Below are 12,020 nucleotides of genomic sequence, written 5' to 3' on the forward strand. Positions count from 1 at the left end.
CCCGAACGCTCATAATTCCATCACCACCTTTGCCCTAAAAATCGCACCAAGCAATGTAACCATGCCAGAAAGCCCCTAACGTCATTAACCCCGCATCACCACGCACTCATTCAGAACCTTCCTACAAATGAAAACCTACAAACCTACAAACCTTTCCTCGACTCAAAAAAAATCCGACACCCTTCAAAAAGGCGTCGGATTTACTTGCAACCTATGGCTTTTACCTAAAACACAAATCAGAAGTTAGCCGGGGTATTCGCACTGATAATCTCAGCCTCATCCGCCCCGATATTTCGAAATTTGTGCGGCAACGTCGTCGGGAAGTAATATCCATCCCCCGCATTCAACACACTCACCGACCCATCCACTGTCAACTCAACAGTTCCGCGCGTAACAAGCCCACACTCTTCACCTTCCGAATGCACGATCGGCTCTTCCCCGGAACTGGCGCCCGGCGCGTATTGCTCGCGCAGCAAGCGCATCTGGCGGCTGGGGACGGAGGCGCCGATGAGGAGCAGGCGCAGGCCGTGGCGGCCGAGGTCGGGTTGTTCGTTGGCGCGAAAGACGTATTGGTGTTCGCGCGGGGGCTGGTCGAAGGTGAAGAAATCGGCCAGGGACATCGGAATGCCTTCGAGCAGCTTTTTCAGTGAGCTGACGGAGGGACTGACGCGGTTCTGTTCGATCAGCGAGATGGTGGCATTGGTCACACCGCTACGCCGGGCGAGCTCGCGCTGGGAGAGTTTGTAGCTTTCGCGTACTAGTTTGAGTCGAGAACCCGTATCCATGACAGCCTTATGTGAGGGCGATGGGGGGTGGGTGGCGGGTGATGCGCCAGTGGCGCGGATCACGTTGCTCCCGTGTCCCGGAACCGTGAGAGGCGGGTATTAAATCACGTTTGAAGGTGTTGCTCAGCAGGTTCGATGGATGGTTGGGCAAAAGTCATTTCTGCCTTGGTAATCCGGGCCTGTAGGAGTGAGCCTGCTCGCGATGGCGGTGTGGCAGATGACAGGGTTGTTGGCTGTTATGACCCCATCGCGAGCAGGCGCGCTCCCACAGGGAACATCTGCGCTCTTGCAAAGGGAAAAACCGGCGAGGTTTTTGGGCCTCGCCGGGGAGGAAGCTCAGACGCCGAAGCGGTCGCGCAGCGAGTAGTAGACGGCGCCGAGGGCCGTGAGTGGCGCGGAGAAGGTGCGGCCGCCGAGCATCGGCATGTGCGGGAGCGAGGCGAAGGCGTTGAAGCGTTCGGCGTCGCCGCGAATCATTTCCGAGATGAGTTTGCCGGCCAGGTGCGAACAGGTGACGCCGTGGCCGCTGTAGCCTTGCATGTAGTAGGCGTTTTTTTCGATGCGGCCGAATTGCGGCATGCGTGACATGGTCAGCAGGAAGTTGCCGGTCCAGCGGTAGTCGATTTTCACGTCTTTGAGCTGCGGGAAGGTCTTCAAAATCTTCGGCCGAATCAGTTGTTCGATGTCGTCCGGCTCGCGCGCGCCGTAAACCACACCACCGCCGTAAAGCAGACGGTTGTCGGCGGTGAGGCGGTAGTAATCCAGAAGATAGTTGCAGTCTTCGACGCAGTAGTTGTGAGTAATCAGGCTACGCGCCTGCTGCTCGGTCAGCGGTTCGGTGACGACGATCTGCGAGCCGCACGGCATGCTTTTCGCGGTGACGCGGTTGTCGAGACCTTGCGGCAGATACGCGTTACCAGCGATCAGTAAATATTTGGCTCGGACTTGGCCCTTGGCGGTGCGCACCGTGATTGGCTCGCCGTAAGTGATTTCCACCGCCGCCGATTGCTCGTAGATCTTGCCACCCAGGCGCACGATCGCAGCGGCTTCGCCGAGGGCCAGGTTCAATGGATGAACGTGGCCGCCCTGCATGTCCAGCAAACCACCAACGTAAGCATCGGAGCCGACTTCGCGACGGATGTCCGCAGCATCGAGCATCTTCAGATTGCGGTTGCCGTAGCGCTCCCAGTTACGCTTCTGCTCGGCCAGACCGTTCAGTTGCTTTTTGTTCATCGCTGCAAAAATACCGCCCGGACGGTAGTCGCATTTGATGTCGTAATCCTTGATGCGCGAACGGATGATGTCAGCGCCTTCGAAGATCATGCTGCCGAGGATTTCAGCGGTCTTGTCGCCGTAGCGCTCTTCGATCACATCGACGTCGCGGCTGTACGAATTGACCAGTTGGCCGCCGTTGCGACCACTGGCGCCGTAACCGACTTTCGCCGCTTCGAGCACCGTCACTTTGTAGCCCGCCTCGCTCAGGAACAGCGCCGAGGACAAACCAGTGTAGCCGGCGCCGATGATGCAAACGTCGCAGTCCACCGCTTCTTCAAGGATCGGAAAGTCGATGACTTCGTTGCGGGTGGCGGCGTAGTAGCTGTTTACGTGTTGCTGTTTCATACGATTCTCCGAAGGTCGCCAGCACCTGCCCGCGACCGCCGCTGTAAAAGAATTAGAGCTTGATCCAGGTCGCTTTCAGCTCGGTGTATTTGTCGAACGCGTGCAGCGATTTATCGCGGCCGTTGCCCGACTGCTTGAAGCCACCGAACGGCGCGGTCATGTCGCCGCCGTCGTACTGATTGACCCAGACGCTACCGGCGCGCAGGCCACGGGCGAAGGTGTGCGCCTTGCTCAGGCTGCTGGTCCACACGCCGGCGGCGAGGCCGAAGATGCTGTCGTTGGCGATTTGCAGCGCTTCTTCTGCCGTGTCGAAGGTGATCAGCGACAGCACCGGACCGAAGATTTCCTCCTGAGCGATGGTCATCGCATTGGTCACGCCATCGAAAATTGCAGGCTGCACGTACAGGCCACCGGTTTCTTCGAGGGTGCGCTGGCCGCCCGCGATCAGCTCGGCGCCCTGCTCCCGGCCGATGTTGATGTAGCGCAGCACGTTGTCGAGTTGGCGTTGATCGACGACAGCGCCGACCGTGGTCGCCGGGTCGAGGGCATGGCCGGGGTTCCACGCTTGCATCGCCTCCACCAGCAACGGAATGAACTGCTCGCGGATCGAACGCTCGACCAACAGGCGCGAACCGGCGGTGCAGACTTCCCCTTGGTTAAAGGCAATGGCGCTCGCCGCTGCCTGGGCCGCCGCGCGCAAATCCGGCGCGTCGGCGAATACCACGTTGGGGCTCTTGCCACCGGCTTCGAGCCAGACGCGTTTCATGTTGCTTTGGCCGGCATAGATCATCAGCTGCTTGGCGATCGCCGTGGAGCCGGTAAAGGCCAGCACGTCGACGTCCATATGCAACGCCAGCGCCTTGCCGACGGTGTGACCGAAACCCGGCAGCACGTTGAACACGCCTTTGGGGATGCCGGCGTCCAGCGCAAGCTGCGCGATGCGGATCGCGGTCAGGGGCGATTTCTCCGACGGCTTGAGGATGAATGAGTTGCCTGCTGCCAGCGCCGGGGCGAATTTCCAGCTGGCCATGATCAGCGGGAAATTCCACGGCACGATGGCAGCGACCACGCCGGAGGGCTCGCGGGTTACAAGCCCGAGCTGGTCGTGGGGCGTGGCGGCGACTTCGTCATAAATCTTGTCGATCGCTTCGGCGCTCCAGCGGATCGCGTTGGCGGCGGCCGGGATATCGATGCTCATTGAGTCGCTGATCGGTTTACCCATGTCGAGGGTTTCCAGCAGCGCCAGTTCTTCCTGGTGTTGCAGGACCAGATCGGCCCAGCGAATCAGGATGCGCTTGCGCTCGGCCGGGGCTTTTTTTGCCCAGATGCCTGAGTTGAACGACTGCCGCGCGGCTTCGACGGCGAGATTGGCATCGGCTTCATCGGTGCTGGCGACGGCGGCGAGAAAACGGCCGTCGACGGGGCTCAGGCATTCAAAGGTGTCACCGCTGATCGCTGGGCGGTATTCACCGTTGATGAAGGCGCGGGATTCAATGGACAGAGACTGGAAGCGTCGTTCCCAGTCGTTGCGGGTTGTGGTCATTGTTTTGAGCTCGACAAGGGGGAATTGGGGGTTGGTCTGGTTGCTTTGTCTGGCTGGGAATCGCTGCCCTCACCCTGGCCCTCTCCCCCCGGGAGAGGGTTAGGGTGAGGGGCTTTTGATCTTCACACCGTATGCAGATACCAGTTGTACTCAAGGTCGGAGATAGAGTTCTCGAACTCGGCCAGCTCGCTCTCCTTGCAGGCGACGAACACGTCGATGTACATCGGGTCGATGTAGCGGGCCATGACTTCGCTGTCGTCCAGCTCGCGCAAGGCGTCGCGCAGGTTGTTCGGCAGGCTCTGCTCGTTCTGCTCGTAGCTGTTGCCTTCGACCGGTGCGCCCGGCTCGATCTGGTTGGTCAGGCCATGGTGAATACCGGCCAGCACCGAGGCCATCAACAAGTACGGGTTGGCGTCGGCGCCGGCGACGCGGTGTTCGATGCGCACCGCATCGGGTGAACCGGTCGGCACACGCACGGCCACGGTACGGTTATCAATGCCCCAGCTCGGCGAGTTCGGCACATAAAACTGCGCACCGAAACGGCGGTACGAATTGACGTTCGGGCAAAGGAAAGCCATCTGCGCCGGCAGGGTCTCGAGCACACCGCCGATCGCGTGACGCAGCGCGGCGTTCTGCTCGGGATCCTCGCTGGCGAAGATGTTGTTGCCTTCCTTGTCGAGAATCGAAATGTGCACGTGCAGGCCATTGCCCGCCTGGCCCGGGTACGGCTTGGCCATGAAGGTCGTGTCCATCTCGTGGTCGTAGGCGATGTTCTTCACCAGACGCTTGAGCAGGACCGCGTAGTCGCAGGCCTTGATTGGGTCGGAGACGTGATGGAGGTTGACTTCGAACTGCGCCGGCGCGCTTTCCTTGACGATGGCGTCAGCGGGGATGCCCTGCTCTTTCGCGCCTTCGAGGATGTCTTGCAGGCAATCGACGTATTCGTCGAGATCATCGATCAGGTAGACCTGAGTGGACACTGGACGCTTGCCGGAAACCGGCGAACGTGGCGACTGCGGACGGCCGTTCACGTTGTCCTGATCGATCAGATAGAACTCCAGTTCAAACGCGGCGCAGATCGTCAGGCCGAGGTCGTCGAACTTGCGCACCACGTTGGCCAGCACTTCCCGGGGGTCAGCGAAAAACGGCTGGCCTTCGATCTCGTGCATGGTCATCAGCAGTTGCGCGGTCGGGCGCTTCTGCCAGGGCTCGATGCTCAGGGTGCCGGGGATCGGATAGCAAATGCGGTCAGCATCGCCGATGTCCAGGCCCAGACCCGTGCTTTCGACCGTGGAACCGTTAATGTCCAGCGCGAACAGCGACGCCGGCAGATTGATGCCTTTTTCATAAACCTTATGAAGACTGGTGCGTTCGATGCGCTTGCCGCGCACCACACCGTTCATATCCGCAATCAGAAGGTCGACGTACAAAACCTCAGGATATTTCTTAAGGAATGCGTTGGCTTCGTTGAGTTGAACGGTACGCAGAGGGACCGACATGATGCACCTATTTAGCTGTTAATTATTATGTTCACCGCCGTGTTGCGCAGCCAGTCAATCCGAAAGGCAAAGTGAAGTCAATAGCGAACAGCTGGCCTCGCAGCCTTTATTTTTCGGGCTTTTATTAACACTCTCGTGCCAGATCAGACGCGAAACCCCGTAAAGCCTGAGCGACTTGATGAGCAGCGTTGAGAATTTTTTACATGACAGTTGTTAATTAAAATCAACGACGCTAAGCTCCGGAAAAGCTCGTTCAAGTGTCAGACTCGAGGTGAATAAAAATGGCATTCAAGCCATTGATCGGCGTTACTGCGTGCGTCAAACAGATTGGCCTGCACCCCTACCACATCAGCGGCGACAAGTACGTTCGCGCCGTGAGCGTTGCGGCGCTGGGGTTGCCGGTGGTCATTCCTTCCCTTGGCAGTCTGACTGAAATCGACGACCTGCTCGGTCAGCTCGACGGCCTGTTGCTGACCGGCTCGCCATCGAACGTGGAGCCCTTCCACTATCAAGGCCCGGCCAGCGCGCCCGGCACGGATCACGACCCGGCGCGGGACGCCACGACCCTTCCTCTATTGCGTGCAGCCATTGCGGCGGGCGTTCCGGTGCTCGGCATTTGCCGTGGCTTCCAGGAAATGAACGTGGCGTTCGGCGGCAGCCTGCATCAGAAAGTGCATGAGTTGCCCGGCATGCTCGATCACCGCGAAGCCGACAGCCCGGACGTGGCGGTGCAATACGCCACAGCCCATGCGGTCAGCGTACTCGGCGGCGGGGTGTTCGAAACCTTGGGGTTACCGGGCGAATTCCAGGTCAATTCGATTCACAGTCAGGGCATCGACCGCCTCGCCCCCGGCCTGCGTGCCGAGGCCGTGGCACCGGACGGTTTGATCGAAGCGATCTCGGTCGAGCACAGCCCGACCTTCGCCCTCGGCGTGCAATGGCACCCGGAATGGCAGGTGCTGGACAACCCGAATTACCTGAGGATTTTCCAGGCATTCGGTGAGGCTTGCCGGCAACGGGCTGCGCGGCGCACTCAGCGCTGACGCTACCAGAGAATACGAAACGATTAACTGCCCCCACAGCTGGCGGCTGCGCCTTTGCGCATCCGCCAGCGGTGAACAACAACACCCGTAATAACAACAAGTACGACCCAGGCAGCCAGCACGGCGGCGCTGAACAAGCCGGACAGCACGAGCCCTGCAGGAGCCGCCGAAGGCTGCGATCTTTTGATCTTGATCCTGAGAAAATCAAAAGATCGCAGCCTTCGGCAGCTCCTACAGGTGCACTTACAGGCTTGCAATCCACTTAAGCCCGGCCACGTTGGCCAGGCAAACGAAACCTGTTGGGAGTTTCACATGGCAAACGCCTCCAGCGCTTACAGGAAGGCACTTGAAGGTCATCAGCAACCGAAAAAGGTGTTGGTGAAAGTCGATCGTGTCACCAAAAAGTTCGACGAAACCATCGCGGTGGACGATGTGTCCCTGGAGATCCATCAGGGCGAAATCTTCGCACTGCTCGGCGGTTCAGGTTCGGGCAAATCGACCCTGCTGCGCATGCTTGCCGGTTTCGAGCGGCCGACCGAGGGGCGGATTCTGCTCGACGGCGTGGACATCACCGACATGCCGCCGTACGAGCGGCCGATCAACATGATGTTCCAGTCCTACGCGCTGTTCCCACACATGACCGTCGCGCAGAACATCGCCTTCGGTTTGAAGCAGGACCGTTTGCCGGCCAGTGAAATCGAGGCGCGTGTCGACGAAATGCTGCGCCTGGTGCACATGACACAATACGCCAAACGGCGCCCGCATCAGTTGTCCGGCGGTCAGCGCCAGCGTGTCGCCCTCGCCCGCTCGCTGGCCAAGCGCCCGAAGCTGCTGCTGCTGGATGAACCGATGGGCGCGCTGGATAAGAAGCTGCGTTCGCAAATGCAGCTTGAACTGGTCGAGATCATCGAGCGCGTCGGCGTGACCTGCGTGATGGTCACCCACGATCAGGAAGAAGCCATGACCATGGCCGAACGCATCGCGATCATGCACCTGGGCTGGATCGCGCAGATCGGCAGCCCTGTCGACATTTATGAAGCGCCGGTCAGTCGCATGGTCTGCGAGTTCATCGGCAACGTGAACGCTTTCGACGGGACTGTCGTGGAAGACCTCGAAGGCCACGCAATCATTCACAGCCCGGACCTGCAGCAGAAGATCTACGTTGGGCACGGCGTCAGCACGTCGGTGCAGGACAAATCGATTACCTACGCGATCCGCCCGGAAAAAATGCTCGTCAGCTCCACCCGACCCGAGAGTCGCTACAACTGGTCCGAAGGCAAGGTGCACGACATCGCCTACCTCGGCGGGCACTCAGTCTTCTACGTCGAATTGCCCGGCGGCAAAATTGTCCAGTCGTTCATGGCCAACGCCGAACGCCGTGGCGCGCGACCGACCTGGGACGACACGGTCTACGTGTGGTGGGAAGACGACAGCGGCGTGGTACTGCGCTCATGAGAACCTTCAATCAGCAATTCCTGCGCCTGGTGCCCAGCGGACGAAAACTGGTGATCGGCATTCCATTCATTTGGCTGTTTCTGTTTTTCATGCTGCCGTTCTTTCTGGTGATGAAGATCAGCTTCTCCGAAGCCGCGCTGTCGATCCCGCCGTACTCGGAGATCTACACCTTCGCCGAACAGAAATTCCAGCTGCTGCTGAACATCGGTAACTACACACTGCTCGGGGAAGACCAGCTCTACCTGTCGGCCTACCTCGGCTCGCTGAAGGTCGCGGCCCTGAGCACGTTGATGTGCCTGGTGATCGGTTTCCCGATGGCCTACGCAATCACCAAGACCGGCAAGGAAACGCAAAACGTCCTGTTGCTGCTGATCATGATGCCGACCTGGACGGCAATCCTGATCCGCGTGTACGCCTGGATGGGCATCCTCAGCAACAACGGTTTGCTCAATGGCTTTCTGATGTGGACGGGGCTGACCGATCACCCGATCGAGATCCTCAACACCAACACCGCCGTCTATATAGGGGTCGTGTACGCGTATCTGCCGTTCATGGTCCTGCCGCTCTATGCCAATCTGGTCAAGCACGACAACAGTTTGCTGGAAGCCGCGCAGGATCTGGGCTCGAGCAACTTCAACAACTTCTGGAAAATCACCGTGCCGCTGGCAAAAAACGGGATCATCGCGGGCTGCATGCTGGTGTTCATCCCCGTGGTCGGTGAGTTCGTCATTCCCGAACTGTTGGGTGGCCCGGAGACCCTGATGATCGGACGCGTGCTGTGGCAAGAGTTTTTCAATAACCGCGACTGGCCGGTGGCATCCGCCCTGGCAGTGGTGATGCTGTTGATCCTGATTGTGCCGATTCTGCTGTTCAACCGCAGCCAGGCCAAAGAGATGGAGGCACGGGGATGAAACGCTTCAATTTTTCCAGATTCATGCTGATCTTCGGGTTGATGTTCATCTATCTGCCGATGCTGATTCTGGTGATCTACTCGTTCAACGCCTCGAAACTGGTGACGGTCTGGGGCGGATGGTCGATCAAGTGGTACGTCGGCCTGCTCGACAACACGCAGCTGATGGGCTCGGTGGTGCGCTCGCTGGAAATCGCCTGCTACACCGCGATTGCGGCTGTGGCGCTGGGCACGCTGGCGGCATTCGTGCTGACCCGCGTGACGCGCTTCAAGGGCCGCACGCTGTTCGGCGGCCTGGTCACCGCGCCGCTGGTGATGCCGGAAGTGATCACCGGTCTTTCGCTGCTGCTGCTGTTCGTGGCGATGGCGCAGCTGATCGGCTGGCCGCAGGAGCGCGGCATCGTCACGATCTGGATCGCCCACACCACCTTTTGTGCAGCCTACGTGGCGGTGGTAGTCTCCGCGCGCCTGCGTGAGCTGGATCTGTCGATCGAAGAAGCGGCGATGGATCTTGGCGCCAAGCCGTTCAAGGTATTTTTCCTGATCACCATTCCGATGATCGCGCCGTCGCTGGCGGCGGGCGGGATGATGTCGTTCGCCTTGTCGCTGGATGATCTGGTGCTGGCGAGCTTCGTTTCCGGGCCGGGTTCCACCACCCTGCCGATGGAAGTGTTCTCGGCAGTGCGCCTGGGCGTTAAGCCTGAGATCAATGCCGTGGCGAGTCTGATTCTGCTGGCGGTGTCGCTGGTGACGTTTCTGGTCTGGTACTTCAGCCGCAAGGCCGAAGCCAACCGCAAGCGGGCGATTCAGGAAGCGATGGATCAGACCGCGAATGAGGCATGGCAGCCGCAACGCGCCGCCACTGTTTGATGCAGCACCGCATGTGTGGCGAGGGAGCTTGCTCGCGCTTGAGTGCGTAGCGCTCACAGGATTTTCGGGGCCGCTGCGCAGCCCAGCGGGAGCAAGCTCCCTCGCCACAAGGTTTTGTGTACACCTGTTTTGTGTTTTTGAATAAAAAGAAGGGAGTTGTACCGATGAATATGTTTGGCAGGACTCTGCTGACACTGTCCTTAATGGGCGCAATGGTCATGGGCGCCCAGGCCAACGACAAGGTGCTGCGCGTTTACAACTGGTCCGACTACATCGCACCGGACACCGTGAAAAAGTTTGAAGACGAAACCGGCATTCGCGTGACGTACGACGTTTTCGACAGCAACGAAACCCTTGAAGCCCGCTTGCTGGCGGGTAAATCCGGCTACGACATCGTGGTGCCGTCCAACAGTTTCCTGGCCAAACAGATCAAGGCCGGCGTCTACCAGCCGCTGGACAAATCAAAGCTGCCGAACTGGAAGAATCTCAACCCGGTACTGCTGAAAAACGCCGCCGCCAGTGATCCGGACAACGCCCATGCGTTCCCGTACCTGTGGGGTTCGATCGGCATCGGCTTCAACCCGGCCAAGGTCAGGGAAGTGCTCGGCGCCAACGCCCCGACCGATTCCTGGGATTTGCTGTTCAAGCCCGGGAACGCCGATAAACTCAAAGCCTGCGGCATCAGTTTCCTCGACTCACCGACCGAAATGCTTCCGGCCGCCCTGCACTATCTGGGCTACCCGGTGAACGACAAGGACAAGGCGCACATCGCCGAAGCCGAAGCCTTGTTCATGAAAATCCGCCCATACGTGGCGTATTTCCATTCATCGAAATACATCTCCGATCTGGCCAACGGCAACATCTGCGTGGCGGTCGGTTACTCCGGCGACGTGCTGCAGGCCAAGGCCCGCGCGGCGGAATCCGGCAACAACGTGGTGATCGACTACAGCATTCCCAAGGAAGGTGCCGGCAGTTTCTATGACATGGTCGCCATTCCGCGCGATGCAGCGAACGTCGACAATGCTTACCTGTTCATGGACTTCCTGATGCGCCCGGACATCATCGCCGAGATCACCAACAGCAACGGCTACAGCAATGCCAACGCCGCCGCCACGCCACTGGTGGATGAGGCGATCCGCAACGACCCGGGGTCGTATCCGTCGCAAGCGGTAATGGCGACGTTGTATGCCGTGCCGGATCAGCCGATTGCGACGCAGCGGATCATGACCCGCGGTTGGACCCGGGTGAAACTCGGTAAATGATCAGTACACCGATCGTTCCTGTGCTCCGCATGGGAACGATCGCAAGAACCAAAGGTTTCCCGTTCACGCAGCGCCTTACCACCGCTGCACCCTCGCTCTGAACGGACTCACCTGGCTCCCTCGGCTCGGGTGACTTTGCAGGCGCCTTCGGGCGCCTTTTTTTGTCAGGTCAGATCAGTGACCAGTCCTGTAAAACCCTATAGCGACCCTTGTGCGATTCGAACAAGGCGAAGCGTTCGGCGCGCAGAGAAAACTCCGGCGGTGTGGCCACTTCTGGCTCCGGCGCGCGGTACTCCCGAGCGAGGGTCAAATGGGGACGAAACTCACGGCTTGCTTCTTCGAAGCCGAACGGCAACATCGCCTGCTCCAGCGCGTAGACCAGGCGCAATAACGCCGGCGGTGCCTGCTCGGGTGCCAGTGACAAGACACCTGCACGATGCCAGACCTGCAATCGATCCAGCGAAACCCTCAACGCTTCGCCCGGCGTGCGCACACTGTTCGCTGCTTCGCAGACGCCATGGATCTGCGCCAGCGGCACCGCGCCGAGAAACAGCAGGGTCAGATGGAAATTATCCGCCGGCACCGGTTTGCCGGTTCGCAACCCCAATTCCGAGCGCCATTGCGCAATCGCCTTGCGTTGCACCGGAGGGCAGTCCAGAGCGAAAAACAGCCGCTTCGACGGTTCATCCTTGCGCACCTGATCAATCATCGCCCTGCCCCTTTTTCTGTCATGACCCAGCCGATTCTACACAGCCTGTTCTGACGACTTGCGACAGGAAGCTATAGTTCAAGGATTGCCAACAACCGGAGGCTGCCATGCGCGAGATCCTCAGCAAAGAACCCTGGTGGGCCCGGCCACCACATCCCGGACAGGACGAAAGCGAACTGGAATGGGGCTGGCTGGTGCATTACAGCGAAGGCGAGCCGCGCTTCGAATTCGTGCGCGAGAGGCCCACCGACGAGCAGATTCGCAACCGCAAGGGTTGCCGCATCACCCCCTCGCCCGAGTGAACACTCCTGCATTGCAAATGTG

General features: G+C 59.6%; 11 protein-coding genes. 6 read left to right on the forward strand and 5 right to left on the reverse strand.

Annotated elements, in window-relative coordinates; translation table 11 throughout:
- Positions 1-236: 236 nt before the first annotated feature.
- The 4 genes from HU727_RS22670 to HU727_RS22685 form a co-directional block, all read right to left on the reverse strand.
- A complete protein-coding gene (locus HU727_RS22670) occupies positions 237-785 on the reverse strand; it encodes a cupin domain-containing protein (protein ID WP_042558757.1) in 549 nt (182 codons plus the stop codon).
- 336 nt (positions 786-1,121) lie between these two features.
- Entirely contained in the window at positions 1,122-2,405 is a 1,284-nt protein-coding gene (locus HU727_RS22675) for an NAD(P)/FAD-dependent oxidoreductase (protein WP_186533918.1), read from the reverse strand.
- 52 nt (positions 2,406-2,457) lie between these two features.
- Positions 2,458-3,948 (reverse strand): aldehyde dehydrogenase, encoded by a 1,491-nt coding sequence (locus HU727_RS22680; RefSeq protein WP_186533917.1) that lies wholly within the window; start codon positions 3,946-3,948, stop codon positions 2,458-2,460.
- 122 nt (positions 3,949-4,070) lie between these two features.
- On the reverse strand, positions 4,071-5,447 hold the full coding sequence (locus tag HU727_RS22685; protein ID WP_064120847.1) for a glutamine synthetase family protein: 1,377 nt from the start codon (positions 5,445-5,447) through the stop codon (positions 4,071-4,073).
- 281 nt (positions 5,448-5,728) lie between these two features.
- Here HU727_RS22685 and HU727_RS22690 point away from each other — a divergent pair, with 281 nt between their 5' ends.
- From HU727_RS22690 to HU727_RS22710, 5 genes are all read left to right on the forward strand, one after another.
- Positions 5,729-6,490: a gamma-glutamyl-gamma-aminobutyrate hydrolase family protein gene (locus HU727_RS22690; RefSeq protein ID WP_186533916.1), complete on the forward strand. Its 762-nt coding sequence runs from the start codon at positions 5,729-5,731 to the stop codon at positions 6,488-6,490.
- Between the two features lie 312 nt (positions 6,491-6,802).
- On the forward strand, positions 6,803-7,945 hold the full coding sequence (locus HU727_RS22695; protein WP_186533915.1) for an ABC transporter ATP-binding protein: 1,143 nt from the start codon (positions 6,803-6,805) through the stop codon (positions 7,943-7,945).
- Positions 7,942-8,856, forward strand: coding sequence for an ABC transporter permease subunit (locus HU727_RS22700; protein WP_186533914.1), 915 nt, complete (start codon positions 7,942-7,944; stop codon positions 8,854-8,856). Before HU727_RS22695 ends, HU727_RS22700 begins: the two co-directional genes overlap by 4 nt.
- Positions 8,853-9,725: an ABC transporter permease subunit gene (locus HU727_RS22705; RefSeq protein WP_186533913.1), complete on the forward strand. Its 873-nt coding sequence runs from the start codon at positions 8,853-8,855 to the stop codon at positions 9,723-9,725. The genes HU727_RS22700 and HU727_RS22705 overlap by 4 nt, the downstream gene beginning before the upstream one ends.
- A 164-nt stretch (positions 9,726-9,889) precedes the next feature.
- Positions 9,890-10,987, forward strand: coding sequence for a polyamine ABC transporter substrate-binding protein (locus HU727_RS22710; RefSeq protein WP_186533912.1), 1,098 nt, complete (start codon positions 9,890-9,892; stop codon positions 10,985-10,987).
- 169 nt (positions 10,988-11,156) lie between these two features.
- On the opposite strand, the gene thpR is transcribed toward HU727_RS22710, so the two are convergent.
- Complete coding sequence (thpR, locus tag HU727_RS22715; RefSeq protein ID WP_186533911.1) at positions 11,157-11,696, reverse strand: RNA 2',3'-cyclic phosphodiesterase; 540 nt, start codon at positions 11,694-11,696, stop codon at positions 11,157-11,159.
- 107 nt (positions 11,697-11,803) lie between these two features.
- Between thpR and HU727_RS22720 the strand changes: the two genes are divergently transcribed.
- Positions 11,804-11,998 carry a hypothetical protein gene (locus HU727_RS22720; RefSeq protein WP_186533910.1) on the forward strand — a complete coding sequence of 65 codons (195 nt, stop codon included), beginning with the start codon at positions 11,804-11,806 and terminating at the stop codon, positions 11,996-11,998.
- Positions 11,999-12,020: the final 22 nt, after the last annotated feature.

Source organism: Pseudomonas khorasanensis, from assembly GCF_014268505.2.
In the GTDB taxonomy this organism is placed as follows: Bacteria; Pseudomonadota; Gammaproteobacteria; order Pseudomonadales; family Pseudomonadaceae; genus Aquipseudomonas; species Aquipseudomonas khorasanensis.

What these genes read in the sequence shown, in the direction of transcription:
- HU727_RS22670 (WP_042558757.1), bottom strand. Translation starts at nt 785, where the DNA reads ATGGATACGGGTTCTCGACTCAAACTAGTACGCGAAAGCTACAAACTC.
- HU727_RS22675 (WP_186533918.1), bottom strand. Translation starts at nt 2,405, where the DNA reads ATGAAACAGCAACACGTAAACAGCTACTACGCCGCCACCCGCAACGAA.
- HU727_RS22680 (WP_186533917.1), bottom strand. Translation starts at nt 3,948, where the DNA reads ATGACCACAACCCGCAACGACTGGGAACGACGCTTCCAGTCTCTGTCC.
- HU727_RS22685 (WP_064120847.1), bottom strand. Translation starts at nt 5,447, where the DNA reads ATGTCGGTCCCTCTGCGTACCGTTCAACTCAACGAAGCCAACGCATTC.
- HU727_RS22690 (WP_186533916.1), top strand. Translation starts at nt 5,729, where the DNA reads ATGGCATTCAAGCCATTGATCGGCGTTACTGCGTGCGTCAAACAGATT.
- HU727_RS22695 (WP_186533915.1), top strand. Translation starts at nt 6,803, where the DNA reads ATGGCAAACGCCTCCAGCGCTTACAGGAAGGCACTTGAAGGTCATCAG.
- HU727_RS22700 (WP_186533914.1), top strand. Translation starts at nt 7,942, where the DNA reads ATGAGAACCTTCAATCAGCAATTCCTGCGCCTGGTGCCCAGCGGACGA.
- HU727_RS22705 (WP_186533913.1), top strand. Translation starts at nt 8,853, where the DNA reads ATGAAACGCTTCAATTTTTCCAGATTCATGCTGATCTTCGGGTTGATG.
- HU727_RS22710 (WP_186533912.1), top strand. Translation starts at nt 9,890, where the DNA reads ATGAATATGTTTGGCAGGACTCTGCTGACACTGTCCTTAATGGGCGCA.
- thpR (WP_186533911.1), bottom strand. Translation starts at nt 11,696, where the DNA reads ATGATTGATCAGGTGCGCAAGGATGAACCGTCGAAGCGGCTGTTTTTC.
- HU727_RS22720 (WP_186533910.1), top strand. Translation starts at nt 11,804, where the DNA reads ATGCGCGAGATCCTCAGCAAAGAACCCTGGTGGGCCCGGCCACCACAT.